Origin of the sequence: Paludibacterium yongneupense DSM 18731, assembly GCF_000422925.1 — a bacterium.
In the GTDB taxonomy this organism is placed as follows: domain Bacteria; phylum Pseudomonadota; class Gammaproteobacteria; order Burkholderiales; family Chromobacteriaceae; genus Paludibacterium; species Paludibacterium yongneupense.
On the sequence record NZ_AUGZ01000046.1, the window covers coordinates 1 to 17,674 of the forward strand.

At 54.2% G+C, this 17,674-nt stretch carries 19 protein-coding genes and 1 pseudogene; 13 read left to right on the plus strand and 7 right to left on the minus strand.

The window, feature by feature from the left end; genetic code table 11:
• From G520_RS24545 to dnaA, 5 genes are all read right to left on the minus strand, one after another.
• On the minus strand, positions 1-240 hold a 240-nt coding region (locus tag G520_RS24545; protein WP_028536200.1), incomplete at its 3' end, for a transposase.
• Positions 241-303: 63 nt separating this feature from the next.
• Positions 304-669: a hypothetical protein gene (locus G520_RS25010; protein ID WP_156876959.1), complete on the minus strand. Its 366-nt coding sequence runs from the start codon at positions 667-669 to the stop codon at positions 304-306.
• Positions 670-1,166: 497 nt separating this feature from the next.
• Positions 1,167-3,557, minus strand: a complete 2,391-nt coding sequence (gyrB, locus tag G520_RS0113970; RefSeq protein WP_028536201.1) for a DNA topoisomerase (ATP-hydrolyzing) subunit B — start codon at positions 3,555-3,557, stop codon at positions 1,167-1,169.
• 69 nt (positions 3,558-3,626) lie between these two features.
• Positions 3,627-4,733: a DNA polymerase III subunit beta gene (dnaN, locus tag G520_RS0113975; RefSeq protein ID WP_028536202.1), complete on the minus strand. Its 1,107-nt coding sequence runs from the start codon at positions 4,731-4,733 to the stop codon at positions 3,627-3,629.
• A gap of 41 nt (positions 4,734-4,774) precedes the next feature.
• Entirely contained in the window at positions 4,775-6,184 is a 1,410-nt protein-coding gene (dnaA, locus tag G520_RS0113980; protein WP_028536203.1) for a chromosomal replication initiator protein DnaA, read from the minus strand.
• 315 nt (positions 6,185-6,499) lie between these two features.
• Between dnaA and rpmH the strand changes: the two genes are divergently transcribed.
• The 10 genes from rpmH to G520_RS0114025 all read left to right on the plus strand — a co-directional run bounded on the left by rpmH (position 6,500) and on the right by G520_RS0114025 (position 15,681).
• Complete coding sequence (rpmH, locus tag G520_RS0113985) at positions 6,500-6,634, plus strand: 50S ribosomal protein L34 (protein WP_028536204.1); 135 nt, start codon at positions 6,500-6,502, stop codon at positions 6,632-6,634.
• A gap of 6 nt (positions 6,635-6,640) precedes the next feature.
• A complete protein-coding gene (rnpA, locus tag G520_RS24550) occupies positions 6,641-7,003 on the plus strand; it encodes a ribonuclease P protein component (protein ID WP_084637643.1) in 363 nt (120 codons plus the stop codon).
• Entirely contained in the window at positions 6,979-7,188 is a 210-nt protein-coding gene (yidD, locus tag G520_RS0113995; protein ID WP_028536205.1) for a membrane protein insertion efficiency factor YidD, read from the plus strand. The genes rnpA and yidD overlap by 25 nt, the downstream gene beginning before the upstream one ends.
• Before the next feature lie 18 nt (positions 7,189-7,206).
• Positions 7,207-8,856: a membrane protein insertase YidC gene (gene yidC / locus G520_RS0114000; protein WP_028536206.1), complete on the plus strand. Its 1,650-nt coding sequence runs from the start codon at positions 7,207-7,209 to the stop codon at positions 8,854-8,856.
• Between the two features lie 106 nt (positions 8,857-8,962).
• Positions 8,963-10,315 carry a tRNA uridine-5-carboxymethylaminomethyl(34) synthesis GTPase MnmE gene (mnmE, locus tag G520_RS0114005; RefSeq protein WP_028536207.1) on the plus strand — a complete coding sequence of 451 codons (1,353 nt, stop codon included), beginning with the start codon at positions 8,963-8,965 and terminating at the stop codon, positions 10,313-10,315.
• A 329-nt stretch (positions 10,316-10,644) separates the two neighbouring features.
• On the plus strand, positions 10,645-11,862 hold the full coding sequence (locus tag G520_RS0114010) for a tyrosine-type recombinase/integrase (RefSeq protein ID WP_028536208.1): 1,218 nt from the start codon (positions 10,645-10,647) through the stop codon (positions 11,860-11,862).
• 512 nt (positions 11,863-12,374) lie between these two features.
• A complete protein-coding gene (locus tag G520_RS25015) occupies positions 12,375-13,319 on the plus strand; it encodes a hypothetical protein (protein ID WP_156876960.1) in 945 nt (314 codons plus the stop codon).
• Positions 13,303-13,869, plus strand: coding sequence for a hypothetical protein (locus G520_RS0114020; protein WP_156876961.1), 567 nt, complete (start codon positions 13,303-13,305; stop codon positions 13,867-13,869). The genes G520_RS25015 and G520_RS0114020 overlap by 17 nt, the downstream gene beginning before the upstream one ends.
• Positions 13,870-14,115: 246 nt before the next feature.
• Positions 14,116-15,105, plus strand: coding sequence for a hypothetical protein (locus G520_RS24555; protein ID WP_084637644.1), 990 nt, complete (start codon positions 14,116-14,118; stop codon positions 15,103-15,105).
• 258 nt (positions 15,106-15,363) lie between these two features.
• Entirely contained in the window at positions 15,364-15,681 is a 318-nt protein-coding gene (locus G520_RS0114025; protein WP_028536211.1) for a helix-turn-helix domain-containing protein, read from the plus strand.
• Between the two features lie 17 nt (positions 15,682-15,698).
• Here the strand turns inward: G520_RS0114025 and G520_RS25020 are convergent, their stop codons facing one another.
• Positions 15,699-16,127 carry a hypothetical protein gene (locus G520_RS25020; RefSeq protein ID WP_156876962.1) on the minus strand — a complete coding sequence of 143 codons (429 nt, stop codon included), beginning with the start codon at positions 16,125-16,127 and terminating at the stop codon, positions 15,699-15,701.
• A gap of 418 nt (positions 16,128-16,545) precedes the next feature.
• Here G520_RS25020 and G520_RS0114035 point away from each other — a divergent pair, with 418 nt between their 5' ends.
• The 3 genes from G520_RS0114035 to G520_RS0114045 are packed head-to-tail and all read left to right on the plus strand — an operon-like array spanning position 16,546 to position 17,350.
• Positions 16,546-16,746, plus strand: a complete 201-nt coding sequence (locus tag G520_RS0114035; protein WP_028536213.1) for a helix-turn-helix domain-containing protein — start codon at positions 16,546-16,548, stop codon at positions 16,744-16,746.
• Between the two features lie 15 nt (positions 16,747-16,761).
• Positions 16,762-17,151, plus strand: a complete 390-nt coding sequence (locus G520_RS0114040; RefSeq protein WP_028536214.1) for a hypothetical protein — start codon at positions 16,762-16,764, stop codon at positions 17,149-17,151.
• 16 nt (positions 17,152-17,167) lie between these two features.
• A complete protein-coding gene (locus G520_RS0114045; RefSeq protein ID WP_028536215.1) occupies positions 17,168-17,350 on the plus strand; it encodes an AlpA family phage regulatory protein in 183 nt (60 codons plus the stop codon).
• A gap of 7 nt (positions 17,351-17,357) precedes the next feature.
• Here the strand turns inward: G520_RS0114045 and G520_RS0114050 are convergent.
• Positions 17,358-17,674: pseudogene (locus G520_RS0114050) on the minus strand (integrase core domain-containing protein); the annotation flags it as partial.

A 17,674-nucleotide genomic window follows, 5' to 3' on the forward strand; every position in this document is an offset into this window, starting at 1 on the left:
GATCTCCGAAAGCGAGGCGGTTTCGATAACGACCGCCAGCTTGGCTTCAGCGGGCCAATCCTCGGCGCGATTCTTGTCTCCTGGCACTGCGGCTCCTCCGGCTTTGGCCTGTTTGCGCCAATTGTACAGAGTCTGCTCGGAGAGACCTTCCTGACGTGCCAGCTCAGCCACGGTCATGTTGAAAGGTGGTAACAGCTTCTTGAGTAAGGCCTCACGGCGCTCAGGTGAATAACGTGCCACGACATGGATCTTTCACCGCCCCCGGATGATGAGTTGATTCGATCTGAAGATACGACAACTACCCTAACACCGGGGGAGATCTCTTGGGATCGTGCAGGGCGCCGGATAGATCCGCCCATCTCTGGCCAGTTGTGCCGAAAAGACAATTGGTGTGACAACCTCTGGGAGCCCATAAGGTCGTTTGCCATGATCATACTTTGACAAGAAAACCTTTGCACGCACTACAACCGAGACGGTCTGTGTCTTTTCGTCTTCACCTTCGAAGAATTTCTCAACGACCTCGTTTGGAACTTTACCACTAGTGAGATGTGTTAGCTCTAGCTTGGCAGACGAACCAATATCATCGTATTTCAGTGCTCCCCAGCCTAAGTCAGAATCGGCGAGAGAATTTCTCCAGTACTGCGTGAAGGCAAGCGAATGCGTATCCATCTGAGATCTCCTTTGGAGCTCAGTTTAAGGCATGCGGCAATTTACTGCACCCGGGGCAACTCATCCCTGTGCACCCAGCGGCCAGCGGGGCAATTTTTACTTCTGGTAAGCGTTGCTCCGTTTATATTTGCTTTCCTCCCATTTCGTTCTCGGCGCTGTAGTCTGATTTTATGATAAATTCCTAATCTTCGAATCTAATTAATAGATATCTATTTTCCAATAATTTCATTAACATTTTTTGATTTATATATGAAAGCATGGTGTTTTTTTTGGCATGAGTGGAAATTTATTTCCATTCATGCACCGTTTCCGCGGCGAAAGTGTGCATGAAATAATTTCCAAAAGATATTTTTTGTTTTGTTTTCTATTTTTGCAATATTTGTAAAATATTAGTGAGCGGACAAAGAAAAAGCCCCGCAATTTGCGGGGCTTTGTTCGGGCTTGAGACTTTCTCACTTTTTGCTAAAAAATCTCACTAACTCTGCTGACCTACACCATCAAACATCAATATTCCGTGCCACCAGCGCATTGCTTTCGATGAAGGCGCGGCGCGGTTCGACGTTGTCGCCCATCAGCGTGGTGAACACGTCGTCGGCGCCCATGGCGTCCTCGATGCGGACCTTGAGCAGGCGACGCACGGTCGGGTCCATCGTGGTTTCCCACAGCTGCTCGGCGTTCATTTCGCCCAGGCCTTTGTAACGCTGGATCGCCATGCCCTTCTTGGCTTCGTTCAGCAGCCAGTCGAGCGCTTCGCCGAATTCGGAGACCGGACGGATGGTCTCGCCGCGACGCACATGCGCGCCGGCGCTCAGCAGACCGCGCAGCAGATCGCCGGTCTTGACCAACTGCTCGTAGTCGCCGGTTTCGAGGAAGGTCTGGTCGAGCACCGAGATCATCACGTTGCCGTGCAGCTTGCGGATGATCTTGATCATCCAGCCGTCGTTCTTCTCGTCATGCAAGAGTTCCAGCGCGATCGCATCGGCCGGGACGACGGCATTCAGCTGCTCGATCGCCGAGTTGGCCTGGTGCTCGGTTTCCAGCGACAGGCGCGGCACGCGCAGCAACGACTCCTGCACCAGATGGTCGACCACGCGGCTTTCGCGCTCGATGACCGCGCGTGCGACCAGGAACTGGCGTGCGACTTCGGCCAGGGTCTCGCCGCTCATCGCGGCAGCGCCTTCGGCCGGGATCAACTCGGCTTTTTCCAGCGCCAGTTGCAGCAGGTACTGGTTGAGCTCGTAGTCGTCCTTCAGATAGCGTTCCTGCTTGCCGTGCTTGGCCTTGTACAGCGGCGGTTGCGCGATGTAGATATGCCCGCGTTCGACGAGTTCCGGCATCTGCCGGTAGAAGAAGGTCAGCAGCAGCGTGCGGATGTGGGCGCCATCGACGTCGGCATCGGTCATGATGATGATGCGGTGATAGCGCAACTTGTCCGGGTTGTACTCTTCCTTGCCGATCCCGGCGCCGAGCGCGGTGATCAGCGTGGCGATTTCCTGGCTTTGCAGCAGCTTGTCGAAGCGCGCTTTTTCCACGTTCAGGATCTTGCCCTTCAGCGGCAGGATGGCCTGGAACTTGCGGTCGCGGCCCTGTTTGGCGGAGCCGCCGGCGGAGTCGCCCTCGACCAGGTACAGTTCGGACAGTTTCGGGTCTTTTTCCTGGCAGTCGGCCAGTTTGCCCGGCAGGCCGAGGCCGTCCATGATGCCTTTGCGGCGCGTGATTTCGCGCGCCTTGCGGGCGGCTTCGCGCGCGCGCGCGGCTTCGACGATTTTGCCGCAGATGATCTTGGCGTCGTTCGGCTGTTCCAGCAGGAAGTTACGCAGCGCTTCCGAGATCACTTCGCTGACCACGGGGGCGATTTCGCTGGAAACCAGCTTGTCCTTGGTCTGGCTGGAGAACTTCGGGTCGGGGATCTTGACCGACAGCACGCAGGTCAGGCCTTCGCGCATGTCGTCGCCGGTGGTTTCCACCTTGGCGCGCTTGGCGTGTTCGTGCTCGTCGATATAGCTGTTGAGCGTACGCGTCATCACCTGGCGCAGCGCGGTCATGTGCGCGCCGCCGTCGCGTTGCGGAATATTGTTGGTGAAGCATTGCACCGACTCCTGGTAGGAATCGTTCCACTGCATCGCCACTTCGACCCCCATGCCGTCCTTTTCGCCGATGGCGTAGAAGATCTTGGGGTGCAACACGCTCTTGTTGCGGTTCATGTACTCGACGAAACCGGCGACGCCGCCCGAGTAGGCGAAGTTCTCTTCCTTGCCGTTGCGCTTGTCGATCAGCGAGATCGCCACGCCATTATTGAGGAAGGACAGTTCGCGAATGCGCTTGGCCAGGATTTCGAAGTGGAACTCGACCAGGCCGAAGATCTCTTCGCTGGCGTGGAAATGGACCTGGGTGCCGCGATGCGAGCTGTGACCGGTGATGGCCAGCGGCGCGACAGGAACGCCGTCGCGGAATTCCATCTCGTGCACTTTGCCGTCGCGCCAGACTTTCAGGCGCAGCCAGTCCGACAGTGCATTGACCACCGATACGCCGACGCCGTGCAGGCCGCCCGAGATCTTGTAGCTGTTGCTGTCGAATTTGCCGCCGGCATGCAGCACGGTCATGATCACTTCGGCTGCCGAGCGGCCTTCTTCGGCGTGGATGTCGGTGGGCACGCCGCGGCCGTTGTCCTCGACCGAGACCGAGTTGTCCGGATGGATGATCACGCGGATCGTGTCGCAATGTCCGGCCAGCGCCTCGTCGATCGCGTTGTCCAGCACTTCGAACACCATGTGGTGCAGGCCGGTGCCGTCCTGAGTGTCCCCGATATACATGCCCGGGCGTTTGCGTACTGCGTCCAGGCCCTTGAGAACCTTGATACTATCTGCGCCGTATTCCTGTTCGCTCATAAAAAACCGTTTCTATCGTGTGTCGTGGTAGGCCGGGGGCGAACCCCCGGTGCGGCCTGCCGCGCCGGGTTAGATACGCATCGGCATCACGATGTATTTGAAATTGCTGACGTCCGGGATGGTGACCAGCGTGCTGCGGTTGGCGTCTCCAAACGCGAGTTGCAGCGTATCGGCCGGCAGATTGGTCAATACGTCGAGCAGGTAATTGATATTGAACCCGATCTCCAGTTCGCCGCCCTGGAAAGCGATTTCCAGTTCTTCTTCCGCTTCTTCCTGTTCGCTGTTGGTGCACAGGATGGACATGGCGCCCGGGCGCAGGACCAGCCGCACGCCGCGGAATTTTTCGTTGGCGAGGATGGCCGCGCGCTGCAGCGCGTGCAGGAAATGCAAGCGGTCGATCAGGAAGATCTTGTCGTTATCCAGCGGGATCACGCGGTTGTAGTCGGGGAACTTGCCGTCGACCACTTTGCTGATGATCACGGTCGAACCGAAACTGAAGCGCACCTGGTTGGCGAGCAGCTCGATGGTGATCGGCTCTTCGCTGTCGGTCAGCAGCTTGTACAGTTCGAGGATGGTCTTGCGCGGCAGGATCACCTCGGTCTTGGGCAGCGTCCCTTCGATGTCGGCCGAGGCGAAGGCCAGACGGTGGCCGTCGGTGGCGATCAGGCGTACCTGGTCGCCCTCGGTTTGCAACAGCAGACCGTTGAGGTAGTAGCGGATATCCTGCACCGCCATCGAGTACTGCACTTGCGAAATCAGACGCTTCAGCTCTTTTTGCGAGAGGGTGAGCGAGGCGTCGCTGCCGCCGCTGACGGATAGCAGCGGGAAATCCTCGGCCGGCAGGGTCTGCAGGTTGAAGCGCGATTTGTCGGCCTTGAGGGTCAGACGTCCGTCCTGTTGTTCCAGCGTCACCTGGGCCTTGTCGGGGATCGCACGCAGGATGTCCTGCAGCTTCTTGGCCGACGTGGTCAGGCGGAAGTCTTCGCCCGGCAGCGCTTCGGCACTGGCGGTCGTGATCTGGATTTCCAGATCGGTGGCAAGAAAGCCGACCTGGGCGCCTTTTTTCTCAATCAGCACGTTGGAAAGGATCGGCAGCGTGTGGCGGCGTTCGACAATGCCGGTCACCGCCAGCAGCGGTTTCAGCAGGGCATCGCGTTCGGCTTGCAGAATCAGCATGTTCCGGTCTCCCGAGTAGGAACGAAGAGTAGTTTCATGGTTCAGTTGCGCAACATCGAGAGCAAGTTCTCGTAGTCATGCGCGATATCGGCGTCGCGGCCACGCATCTCGGCGATGGTCTTGCAGGCGTGCAGCACCGTGGTATGGTCGCGGCCGCCGAAGGCATCGCCGATATTGGGCAAGGACAGTTGCGTCAGTTCCTTGGCCAGCGTCATGGCGATCTGACGCGGTCGCGCTATGTCGCGACTGCGCTTTTTCGAGTGCATGTCCGACAGTTTGATTTTGTAGTACTCGGCCACCGTCTTCTGGATGGCATCGACGGTCACCTGGCGGTTGCCGGCGGCCAGAATGTCCTTCAGTGCCTCCTTGACCAGCTCCAGCGAAATATTCTGATTGGTGAAGCGCGCATACGCCACCACGCGTTTGAGCGCGCCTTCGAGTTCACGCACGTTGGAGCGGACGTTTTGTGCGATGAAAAAGGCGACGTTGTGCTCAAGCTTGATGTTATCGGCTTCGGCCTTTTTCATCAAAATGGCGACGCGCATCTCGAGTTCAGGCGGCTGGATTTCGACCGTCAGTCCCCAGGAGAAGCGCGAAATCAGGCGCTCTTCCATGCCCTCGATCTGCTTGGGGTAGGTGTCGCAGGTCATGATTACCTGCTTGCCGCCCTCGATCAAGGCATTGAAGGCGTAGAAGAACTCTTCTTGCGTGCGGTTCTTGCCGGCAAAGAACTGGATGTCGTCGATCAGCAGCAGGTCCAGCGAGTGGTAGTAGCGCTTGAACTCGTCGAAGGCCTTGTGCTGGTAGGCGCGCATGATGTCGGCCACGTAGCGTTCGGCGTGGATGTAGCGCACCTTGGCCTGCGGGTTTTTCTGGTAGACATGGTTGCCGATGGCCTGGATCAAGTGAGTCTTGCCGAGGCCGACGCCCCCGTAGACGAACAAGGGGTTGTAGGCCGGGTCGCCCGGGTTCTCGGCGATCTGCACCGCGGCGGCGCGCGCGAGCTGGTTGCCCTTGCCGGTCACCAGCGTTTCGAAGGTGAAGGCCGGGTTCAGCCGCGTGCTCTCGTGTCCGCCGCCCATCGCCTTGACCGCGGCCTGTTTGGCCTGGGTAGCCACATTGGCCGTCGCGGTCGCCATCGCCGCGACGCTGGCCGCAGGCGGGCGCGTGACCGGCATCGACGGCGCGCTTTGCGCCGACCGCTGCTGCGGATTGCCCAGGCGCAGTTCTACCGGGACTTCGCCCATCAGTTCCACCGCCAGTTCCTGGATGCGGCCGAGGAAGCGGTCTTTGATGAACTGCATGATGAAGCGATTCGGCGCAAACAGGGCAACACTGTCCTCCGTGGCTTCCGCAGCCAGCGGTTTGATCCAGGTGTTGAACTGTTGCGACGACAGTTCGGCTTCGAGGCGAGCCAGGCACAGAGGCCAGAATTGATCCAATTCGGTCATTACACACGTGAAAGCAAAAACCCCGCCGGTCGGGAACGCGGCGGGGAGCTCCCGGGCTGCGCGAAAAAGGCGCGCAGCTCAGGAGTGTATTCGGTTGGGCTGCAGGGGCGCGACAACAACGAACCCCCGGGCCGTCGTCGCCCGATCCTGCCCGTACAATTCTTGGGCAGCTGGTCGTGAGCGCTAAGTTTTGACATTCTAATGGTTTTCGGGAAAGTTATCCACAGGTTGCGCAAAAATTAGCGGTTGACAAGAGCTTTGGATTCTTGTCAAATCATGCGTTTATTTCCGTTTCGAATATAGGAACACCGTACCATGAAGCGTACTTACCAGCCCTCTACCACGCGCCGCAAGCGCACCCATGGCTTTCTCGTTCGCAACAAGACCCGTGGTGGCCGCGCCGTTCTGGCTGCTCGCCGCGCGAAGGGTCGCAAGCGTCTGGCCGTGTAATTCACTTTGGCCTATCGCTTTCGCCGTGCGCACCGGCTGTTAAAAACGGATGATTTTTCATCCGTTTTTAGTTTGCGGCAGGCGCGCAGCAATGCGTTCTTTCAGGTGTATGCCCGTCCCAATGGGCTAGACCATGCCAGGGTAGGTCTCGTGGTCGGCAAAAAAGTCGCCCGCCGGGCCAACCGGCGGAACTATATCAAGCGATGCGTGCGAGAATGGTTCCGTTTGCACCGGCATGAGCTCGGCTCCATCGATTTCGTGGTTCGGGCTAAATTTGCTTTTGATCGCAGTTCGCGTGCCGAAGCTGTAACAGCTTTGTCGACACTATTTGCTAAGATGTCGCGATGTCGCGTTTCGTCATCATCCTGATTCGATTCTATCAGCTGGCGATCAGCCCCTGGCTGGCACCCCGGTGCCGCTTTGTGCCGACCTGTTCCTGCTATGCGATCGAAGCGGTGAACAAGCATGGGCCGCTCAAGGGCGGTCTGCTTGCGGCCAAGCGCATATTGCGCTGTCACCCTTGGGGCGGCAGCGGATACGACCCGGTCCCATAAACTTTCCGGTAATGTGAGATGGATTCCAAGCGACTGATTATTTTCATCGTGCTGTCCATGGGCATTCTGCTGCTGTGGCAGCGTTTTCTTGCGCCCAAGCCGGCTCCTGCGCCGGTCGCGCAGACCCAGGACTTCACGACCTCGGCTCCGGCCCAGGCGGCGGACGGCAAGCCCGCCGCAGCGACTTCCCATTTGGGCAGCGCACAACGCATTACTGTTGACACCGACGTGCTGCATGCCGAAATCGACACGCTTGGCGGCGATCTGCGTCAGCTCGATCTGCTCAAGCATGATGCAACCGACAACGCCAAGAAGCCGTTCGATCTGCTGACCGACAAGAACGGACGCGTCTATGTGGCGCAAACCGGCCTGCTCGACAGCAGCAATCCGGCGCTGCCGACGCACAAGACCGTATTTACCGCCGCCCAGTCCCACTACACCCTGTCCGGCGATACGCTCGAAGTCAGCATGAGCGCTCCCGCCGCCAATGGCGTCAAGGTCAACAAGGTCTACGTTTTCCACAAGGGTTCCTACCTGATCGGCGTGCGCTACGATATCGTCAACGCGAGCGCGGCAGCGATCAAGCCGACCGCCTACTTCCGTCTGCTGCGTGACGGCCAGGCGCCGGAAGGGGAAACCCGCTTCGCTTACACCTTCAACGGTCCGGCGGTGTATACCAGCGACAGCAAGTTCCAGAAGGTCAAGTTCAGCGACGTCGACAAGGGCAAGGCCGATTACGCCAAGACCACCGACAACGGCTGGATTGCGATGCTGCAGCATTACTTCATGTCCGCCTGGATTCTGAATCCGGCCGGCCAGACATCGGTATGCAAGATCGCCCAGGCCTGCCACTTCTCGATCGATAGCGCCAACGGCCTGTATTCGGCCGCCGCCATGGTCGATATGAAGCCGATCGCCGCCGGCAAGAGCGTCGCGATCACCGTGCCCTTGTATGCCGGTCCGGAAGAGTACGACATCATCTCCAAGGTGACCGACGGTCTGGAACTGTCGAAGGACTATGGCTGGGTGCATATCTTCGCCTCGCCGCTGTTCTGGCTGCTGACCAAGCTGCACGCGCTGGTGCTGAACTGGGGTTGGTCCATCATCCTGCTGACCGTGCTGGTCAAGGCGGTGTTCTATCCGCTGACCGCCGCATCCTATCGCTCTATGGGCAAGATGAAGGCGCTTGCGCCGCGCCTGGAGAAGCTGAAGGAAATCCACGGCGACGACCGCGCGAAGTTCCAGCAGGCGGTCATGGAAATGTACAAGTCGGAAAAGGTCAATCCGCTCGGCGGCTGCCTGCCGATGCTGATCCAGATCCCGGTGTTCATCGGTCTGTACTGGGCGCTGCTGGCCTCGGTCGAACTGCGTGAGGCACCGTGGGTGATGTGGATCCACGATCTGGCCCGTCCCGACCCCTACTATGTGCTGCCGGTGCTGATGGCCGTGACCATGTTCGCGCAGACCTTCCTCAATCCGCCGCCGACCGATCCGGTGCAGGCCAAGATGATGAAGATCATGCCGATGGCTTTCTCGGCGATGTTCTTCTTCTTCCCGGCGGGTCTGGTTCTGTACTATGTGCTGAACAACATGCTGTCGATTGCCCAGCAGTGGCATATCAACCGCAGGATAGATGCGGCGCGCAAGGCTCAGGCTGTCCATAGCTGATCCCGGCGCCTGCCCGACCAAGCCCGGCCTCGCGCCGGGCTTTTTGTTGCGCGCGGAGCAGGCGTGCGATAATTCTCCCGTTCTTTGACCGTTGCGGACCGCCATCATGTCGCTTGCTTATGCCCCTGCCACCATCTGTGCCATCGCCACTCCGCCCGGGCGCGGTGGCGTCGGCGTGATCCGCGTATCCGGTTCCGACCTGCAAGCGTTTGCCGCCGCCATCGGCGGGGGGAGGGTGCCGCAACCGCGTTATGCGCATTACGGCGATTTTCTAGCCGCCGATGGCAGCGCCATCGACAGCGGCCTGCTGTTGTATTTTCCGGCTCCGCATTCGTTTACCGGCGAGGATGTGCTCGAACTGCAGGGGCATGGCGGTCCGGTGGTGATGAAGATGTTGCTTGCGCGCTGCGTCGAGCTTGGCGCCCGCCTGGCCGAGCCGGGCGAGTTCAGCAAGCGCGCCTTCCTTAACGACAAGATGGATCTGGCGCAGGCGGAGAGTGTGGCCGACCTGATCGACGCGGCCAGCGAAAGCGCGGCCCGCGGCGCGCTGCGCTCGCTGAAGGGCGCGTTCTCGCAGCGCATCGATGCCCTGACCGACGGCCTGATCAACTTGCGCATGCTGGTCGAGGCGACGCTGGATTTCCCGGAAGAAGACATCGATTTTTTGCAGGCCGCCGACGCGGCCGGCCAGCTTGAGCGCCTGCTGGCGGCCCTGGGCGAGGTACAGGCCGGCGCGCGTCAGGGCGCGATCCTGCGCGAAGGCATGCATGTGGTGCTGGTTGGGCTGCCCAACGTCGGCAAGTCCAGTCTGATGAACGCACTGGCCGGCGATGACGTCGCCATCGTCACCGACGTGGCCGGCACCACGCGCGACACCGTGCGCGAGGAAATCGTCATCGACGGCGTGCCCATGCATGTGATCGATACCGCGGGTCTGCGCGAAACCAGCGATGTGGTCGAGCAGATCGGCATCGAGCGCACCTGGCGTGCGGTCGAGCGTGCGGATCTGGCGCTGGTTCTTGTCGATAGCCGCGACGGCGTCGGCGAGGCGGTGCGCGCCGTGGTGGCGCGCCTGCCGGCAAACCTGCCGCGCGTCTATGTGTTCAACAAGATCGACCTTGTCGCGCAGCCGGCAGGGGTGACGACGCAAGACGGCCATCCGGCCGTGCATCTGTCGGCGCAGACTCATGCCGGGGTCGACCTGCTCAAGGCGCGTCTGCTGGAGATGATAGGTTTCCACGGTGCCAGCGAAGGCGTCTACCTGGCCCGTGCGCGCCATCTGGACGCGATACGGCGTGCAAAGCAGCATCTGGATGGCGCGCGCCTGGGCTATCGCCAGATCGAGATACTGGCCGAGGAGTTGCGTCTCGCGCAGAACGCGCTGTCGGAAATTACCGGTGCATTCACCCCGGACGATCTGTTGGGCGTGATTTTCAGCCGGTTCTGCATCGGAAAGTAAAATCTTATCCGTCGCCGTTCGTACTCGTCCGGCACCCCTATGAAAACCCCGCTTTTGCGGGGTTTTGTCTTCCGTGGTCTTCCGCGTAGATCCGCTAACAGCCGGATATCTTGGGTACACGTTTGGGTACACTATGAATTTTGTGCCAAAATGTGTGTACCCATAGGCTGTAATCGCACCATATTTATACCCTTTTTCGAGCGATTTTTTTGCGGGTATTGCGCTACATGTGGGCTTTGTTCTGTATTTGTGCGATGTAATATATTGTTTATAAATGAATTATTTGTTTTTGTGCTGTGTACCCGAATGTGTACCTACAAGGGGGCGAAATGCCTAAGCAAGCGATCCCACTGACTGACGCCAAAATCAGGGCGCTCAAACCCCGAGCCGAGCGTTACCGCGTAACGGATACGGGCGGACTGCTGTTGGAGGTGATGCCGAGCGGGGCAAAGATATGGCGCTATCGCTATCGGCTGCATGGAGCTAGGCAGTCCCCGTTGACGATTGGCGCTTATCCCGAGATCGGACTGGCCGCCGCCAGACGCCAGCGCGACGAATGGGCCGAAATGGTTGCCCGTGGCGAGTCGCCGAAGCGGGCGGTTCAGGCTGCCAAGGTCGAGCGGCTGAATACAGTTGCCGCCTTCGCGGAAGAGTGGATGGCCGGCCAACTGGATGGAAAATCTGACAGCTATCAGACGACGCTGCGCCGGGTCATGGATAAGGATGTGCTGCCCTGGCTTGGTGGCATGCCGCTGTCGGAAGTGAAGCCGGCCGATGTGTTGGAACTGTGCGACCGCATCAAGTCGCGCGGATCGCCGAAGATGGCGCTGATGACTCGCAACGTGTTACGGCGCATGTACGATTTCGCCATTGCGCGCCAGGTGGCCGAGGTCAACCCCGCTGCCGCGCTGGTGGCTCGCTTTATCGCCACAGAGGAAAGCCGCACTCGCGTACTGTCGGAAAGCGAAATCGGCCAGGTGCTGCGCGGCGTGTATGCTTCCGATATTCGTCGATCGCTTAAACTGGCGCTGCATCTGTTGGCCATTACGATGGTACGCAAAACAGAACTGACAGAATCGCGCTGGGATGAAATCGACCTGGACGGCGGCATTTGGGATATTCCGGCCGAGCGGATGAAGAAGGACCGCCCACACCGTGTCTATCTGTCCCGGCAGGCCGTTGAGTTGTTGCAAGAGCTTCGGGCGCTGGCCGGGCATTCGGCCTATCTGTTCCCCAGCACGCGCGGTACGGAAGACCGGCCCATTTCGCCCACCACACTAAATCAGGCCATTCGGGCGCTGTCGCTGGAAGTTCAGCATTTCGTGTTGCATGACTTCCGTCGCACGGCGTCAACCCACCTTCACGAAATGGGCCACCCGTCTGACGCTATCGAGAAGGCGCTGGCCCACAAGATCGTCGGAATCAAGGGCGTGTACAACCGCGCCGAGTACGCAGACCAGCGCCGGGTGATCATGCAGGCATGGGCTGATTTCGTACAGGCGCAAATCGATGGGGGCAAGGTGATTCCGCTGTTCAAGTCTGCCTGAGTGTCCCTAGCACCTTTTGCTATTCATACTCTGGTTAGAAAAATGTATATATGTATATGGCATGACGATTTGGCGGGTGTTTTCCCGTGAATTTTATGAACGCCGCCAACCCTCTAATAATACGTGGTGACAGTAGTGACATAGTGACATCATTGAATTTAAAGGGGAAATTGCCGATTTTGAGTAGTGACAAACGGGCGCGTCACTGTGGTGACGCACGGAAAACTGGCAAAAGCCCACTGCTCTGCCGGCATGGAAGACCGCCCAAAGGCGGGCGCGGTTGGTGCTCGCGCGCCAACCTGACGGTGTGAACTGGTGGGCAGCAACCCCGCGCAACAAGACAAGTCATGCGGCGCATGTATGGGTGCCTGCATGAGAGCTGGGAGACGGTGGATCAGTGGTAGATTTGCCATTTGGTTGACAAGATTAGGCTGAAATCGCAATCCGGATTGCGCGCAAACACAATATCCATATACTATTTGTATAAATTACGCAATCTCGGATAGTCATAAATGCATACAATAACGCCATATTCGATTAAATGTTTTGATCACCAATCTAAATCTCAACATAATCCAAATGGATATTCTAATCTTGACAATATCCGTGGCAATGACCTATTTGGTTTGTTGAAGCAATTTTTCGCTGCTGAAGAACGACAATTGCCGAAAATTGTTCAAGAAGACAAAAAAGTATATTATTTCAGCGATGTTAATTTTCGCGATGCCTCCCGTGAGATTTGGGGCCTTATGCATTGTGGAATATATGGAATAGGTACTAAAATTGTAGATATAACTAATGGGCAAACTGTTTTTGACAAAAGTGTTAATAATGCTGACATGATCAGGCATTATTTTCATTTCTTTGTTCCTGCTGGAAGAAATGAAGCAATCTGTCTCGTGAGCGCATTTCGTGGGGATGGAATTAAAACACTGCTATTCACTGAGTTTGATAGCTTTTTCAGAGGCTTTGTGAATCTTGGATTAGGATTAAATCCATTAGCGTATGACCGAGCTATGCAAGAATGGCAAGATGCTGTGGCAAAAGAGATTCGTGTGGTTAAATTTAATTCCGTACCAAACATCGAAGAGGTTGAAATTAACGGTGGGCATCTAGAATCTGAGCTGACTATAAAACCAAAACGGAGACTTAGCTTTGGAGCCTTGAGGGAGTTTTTTAATCCTGGGTCTGAACAAGCGTCCTTAGTTGAAGTTTTAACCCCGCTGGGAAGTCAAATAAAAACTGTCGTTCAGCTAGGTAATAGAAAGCGCGTATTTACGGTAGGGCCGGTAAATAACAATGTGATTTGTCAGATTGATTTTTCTGATGATGTACAACTTTTGGATGGAATGCCAACAATCCAAAATACAAAGCCATGGGCTTCAGGTATAATAGCAGAATTGTGCGTTGGCTTATACCCTGGTAATAGAGAGGTTTATAATGGGGTCCAAAATTAATTTTAGTAATATTCTTAAGGATCATTTTAAAACACTATCTGACATAGAAGGCAAATGGTCATTTGTTGATATACTAACTTTTTTTGTATTCCCGTCATTTGTTGCTGCTGTTTCAATTTTTGAAAGATATAACATTAAGCCGGATATAGTTGCTTTGCTCGTGAATTTTGGCTCAATTTTTACTGCGCTGCTTTTAAGTGTATTGATGTTAGTGTATGAGCAACAAAATAAACTTGAGGATAAGCACCAAGAAAAGAGCAATAATGGTGGCGTGCCATTCTTCCAAGAAAAATTGAAACTACTTAAGCAGTTGTACTGTAATATTTCATATGCTGTTGTGACCTCTGTTTTTTTGGTTGTATTTTCTCTGATTCAAAGTTTGTTTTACAAAAAGTCAATAGCAGTTCTCTGGGGTTGGATGTTGAACTTCCATAATAGATTTAGCATCTATTTGTTGACGCCAATTCTACTTTTTTTGACTGTCAATGTTATCTTGACAATATTAATGATTGTAAAGCGAACGTATGCATTGTTGTGCATGAAAATATAACGTACCAAATTCAATAAATTTAAGACTCAAGGCTTTTGCATTGAGTCTTTTTTATATGGTCAACTTAAATTGGTATGCGTGCAAAATGGCTTATGTATGCTATTGCGTGACTGACGAATGCGATGATTAGTTTCCGATATCTATATGGAGTGCCTGTAATAAAAATTATTCGCATGCGTAAACAAATGGATTTTGACTGGCATGTGCAAAACTTAATCAGTAGATTACTTTGATGCGGATATCATTATGAAAAGAAAATTTGTTACTGAGTTTGGCATCGGTTATATGAATAGCTACACATCAATGCTTACAGCTCATCAACTTATGAAAGGTGGTGAGCTTAATTCAGTAGATCGGGAGAATATATCGAAATGCCACATATATCTAATAGCTGCAAGGCCATCCCCGTACTTTAAGCCAGAATCACTTGTGTATGAAAATAACATATTGTCAGGGACTCTATGCTATCGAATTGATGGTGTTGAGAATGAAATAGCTTTTGGTGGGTATCGTTGGAAATTGGAGGACGATGCCATTTCTATAGACTGTAAATACCCTTATCGAGAGATTCGTAGTCTTAACAAGGAAGGTCATAAAGTTACTTATTTACCGGCAAGCTATATGGCCAGCGTCTATCTACCTCGAAACTGTACTAGTACCCTTGATTTAAATAGCTACGAAGTGCTCTATGTAGGTCAGGCGCTTGGAGATCAAGGAAATAGATCTGCTATTGATAGATTGCGCAGTCACTCAACACTTCAAAAAATCCTCGCATTGACTAATCATGATTATCCTGACAAAGAAATAATGATATTCATGTATCAATTTGATCATGAACAAATGTTGACATCTATTGACGGTAGAGCAAAATCAGCAGATAACTCAGATGAAAATGAGGGTAGACTTGTTAACGCCATGAATAACCCTTCGAAGAAAAAACAAAAAATTGGGATGATAGAAGCTGCGCTTATTCGATATTTTCAACCGCACTACAATGAGATTTTTAAAATAAAATTTCCATCAACAAAACACAAAGTTCTTAAGTCATGCTATGACCTTGATATAACAGCACTTGTCGTGGAATTGGATTCTGAGGACCTTGAATTTTGCTTGTATTCTAAAAGAGTAAAGCAAAGTAGCCATCATATTGCACAAATTGATCTTGTTTCTTCTCAAAATAGACAATCATTCTTTTTTGCAACGGGCATGACGGAAAATAAAGAAGTTATTAAATAGATATTTTGAGCTATTGATGTTTGTCTATGAGTTTTGTCGGCCACGTTGTGGAAGCAAATTATTTTACGGGCCGTATTTCACCAAATTTTAATTTTGATGATTAGGGCATTTTATTTCCCACCACAAATAGGCATGCCTATTTGTGGTGGGAATATCCATTATGTTCTGGGTGCTATATGATCTGTTGAGTTCTGGTGAATGGTGTGTTTTTTGCTCTCGCAGGTAATGGAACAGAATTTTCCACGCGAACGCTGAAATATGAACGGAGAATATTTTGTGAATGCAATGATAATAGGTGTTAAAGATGCCGCAAAGATTTTAGGTATTGGTGAGAACAGGTGCAAAGAATTGGCGCAACAGGGCATCATTCCGGCAATGAGGGTTGGCAAGGGAAAATGGATGTTCAATGTCGAATTGGTTCAAGAGGCCATCAAGCTGCGTATGATGCTTGAAGCTACTGAGCGTAGGAAGGTGGCGCGTGCTGAATTACCGCTTCCAGAGCAAGGGGCAAATCTCTTCCGCGCCAAAAGAGGCCGGCCTCGTCGGGTGCCGCCAGTCCTCCCGGATTGGGCGTAGACCTCGCCAAACAACTCCTAATGGTCTGTCGTTTGGCCCATCTCCGATCTGGCCGCGATTGCTAAAAGGGCCTCAATGGCTTTATCCAGGCTGGGGGTGTCTTGCTGTTTCTGCCATGCCTTGAGGCTTTCATGGGTGCCTGTCGTGATTTCCAATGACACCAGTTGACGCTTTTGTCTTGATTTCCTCATGCGAAGCCGAGCAAAAAGCTTTTTCCGTTCGGCCGCGTTCAGGGCCTGATCCAATGCCGCATCGATGAAGTCTTGCCATGATGTGTGTCCAGCCGGTGGCTGTGGAACGGCTTCGTAATGGTGGTCTGCGACAACGTATCGGGCTGCTGTCGAAAGTGCATCGCTGATTCTCCAGCTTCCTGGTGCATTTTTATTGGAGATGATGTCTGCTGCCCACAGGGCAAGTTGTCGGGCTTGCTTGGGTGTTTTCGCCATGATGCCTTGTGTGACGCTGTTACGCTGTAATTTTGTTAGTGTAACCATTGTGGTACAAGGATTTCAACGTACTTACAACGAAATACTATTGACATTCGATGTTGCACTTAGGTAAATTTCAGCTACGCTTCAAATAATTGCATCCATGGCCCTGGCGATAAACGATCAGGGCCTTGTGTTTTTCGGCGTCACCGCCCCAAGCTGTTACAACGAATTCGATCCGTAATTGTCCGGCATCGCTTGACACCCGATGCGGCACTTGTGTAAATTTCAGCTACGCTACAAATAATTGCGTAACGATTAAACGAAACCCGAGGCCAAACCCCTCGGGTTTTTGCTTTTCTGCCTGGCCAAGCGGCCATGTGGACCACTGATACCCGCTTTGAGCGGGTTTTTTTACGTCTGGAGTCTCCCTTCCATGAACCAATCCAAAGTACTACCCGAACCCCTGCTGACCCGCAAAGATGCGGCCGCATATCTTGGCTTGTCGGTCTATACCCTGAATGAATGGGCCTGCACTGGCCGGCATGCCTTGAAGTTCTACCGCATCGGCCGAAAGGCTATGTACAAGCGTTCCGATTTGGATGCATTCATTACCGCGCGTGGTGTTGGCGCATAACCGGAGATTTAAAAAATGGCAAAACAGTTGAATGCAAACGATTTGTTTGATTTGACCATGAGCAATGAAACCCTGTTCGATCAGGCGAATGGTCTGGCCATTGAGAGCCATGTGCGTGCTTGTACCTATTTCCGTGGCCGTTATGGTGAAGCCTACCCTGAAGAACATCCGGAAGTAGTGGCGGCATTCATGCAGGTTTTTGCTGCACATGTGCAGGACCATGGAAACCGCGTACAGATGGCGCTGCTTGAGATGGGTGTCAAAGAGCTTTCGGAGAAGGTCGCCGCCGTGAGCGGTGAAGATGATCCGGTATGTTCCTATCTAGCGAAACAGGCCGGATTCGAAGACGTGGGCGATTATATTAAGTCAATCCACGAGCAGTTTAACCGTGCCAGCCATATCTGAATGACAAGGAATAACGATGCAAAACCAACCGAATAACACAGTTCGTATGCTCCGCCTGCCTGACGTTATTGGCCTGACGGGGCTTGGTCGCTCCAGCATTTACGACTTGATGAAACAAGGGCGTTTCCCCGTTCAGGTGAAGCTTGGTGGAAAAGCTGTCGCTTGGGTATCGGCGTTTTTCAAGGTAGTTGTCGCATAAACCTGTTTTAGGCTACTGCTGCCTGTGGCATTTCCAACCGCTCCGGATTCAGCGTCACATCGCCTATCGGCGTCCAGTTTCGCGTGGCGCCCGCCCAACGTTCCGGATGCCGCTCGCGCGCTTGCTGATACACGGCATGGCGCTTCGCTAGCAGCGTAATATCTTGTCCGTGATGCCGTTGCGCTGGCGTCACGAAACGAATCCGGCTGTGCCGGTGTTCGGTGTTGTACCAGTGGATGAAGCTCCGCACCCAATCCCGGGCGGCATCCACATCGGCAAAGCCATCTCGTGGCCAGTGCGGGCAGTACTTCATCGTGCGAAACA

Coding starts and splice junctions, on each gene's coding strand:
- G520_RS25010 (WP_156876959.1), bottom strand. CDS start 669: ATGGATACGCATTCGCTTGCCTTCACGCAGTACTGGAGAAATTCTCTC.
- mnmE (WP_028536207.1), top strand. CDS start 8,963: ATGTCGCTTGCTTATGCCCCTGCCACCATCTGTGCCATCGCCACTCCG.
- dnaA (WP_028536203.1), bottom strand. CDS start 6,184: ATGACCGAATTGGATCAATTCTGGCCTCTGTGCCTGGCTCGCCTCGAA.
- dnaN (WP_028536202.1), bottom strand. CDS start 4,733: ATGCTGATTCTGCAAGCCGAACGCGATGCCCTGCTGAAACCGCTGCTG.
- yidC (WP_028536206.1), top strand. CDS start 7,207: ATGGATTCCAAGCGACTGATTATTTTCATCGTGCTGTCCATGGGCATT.
- G520_RS25015 (WP_156876960.1), top strand. CDS start 12,375: ATGCATACAATAACGCCATATTCGATTAAATGTTTTGATCACCAATCT.
- G520_RS25020 (WP_156876962.1), bottom strand. CDS start 16,127: ATGGCGAAAACACCCAAGCAAGCCCGACAACTTGCCCTGTGGGCAGCA.
- gyrB (WP_028536201.1), bottom strand. CDS start 3,557: ATGAGCGAACAGGAATACGGCGCAGATAGTATCAAGGTTCTCAAGGGC.
- G520_RS0114040 (WP_028536214.1), top strand. CDS start 16,762: ATGGCAAAACAGTTGAATGCAAACGATTTGTTTGATTTGACCATGAGC.
- yidD (WP_028536205.1), top strand. CDS start 6,979: ATGTCGCGTTTCGTCATCATCCTGATTCGATTCTATCAGCTGGCGATC.
- G520_RS0114045 (WP_028536215.1), top strand. CDS start 17,168: ATGCAAAACCAACCGAATAACACAGTTCGTATGCTCCGCCTGCCTGAC.
- G520_RS0114010 (WP_028536208.1), top strand. CDS start 10,645: ATGCCTAAGCAAGCGATCCCACTGACTGACGCCAAAATCAGGGCGCTC.
- G520_RS0114025 (WP_028536211.1), top strand. CDS start 15,364: ATGAACGGAGAATATTTTGTGAATGCAATGATAATAGGTGTTAAAGAT.
- G520_RS0114035 (WP_028536213.1), top strand. CDS start 16,546: ATGAACCAATCCAAAGTACTACCCGAACCCCTGCTGACCCGCAAAGAT.
- rpmH (WP_028536204.1), top strand. CDS start 6,500: ATGAAGCGTACTTACCAGCCCTCTACCACGCGCCGCAAGCGCACCCAT.
- G520_RS24555 (WP_084637644.1), top strand. CDS start 14,116: ATGAAAAGAAAATTTGTTACTGAGTTTGGCATCGGTTATATGAATAGC.
- G520_RS0114020 (WP_156876961.1), top strand. CDS start 13,303: ATGGGGTCCAAAATTAATTTTAGTAATATTCTTAAGGATCATTTTAAA.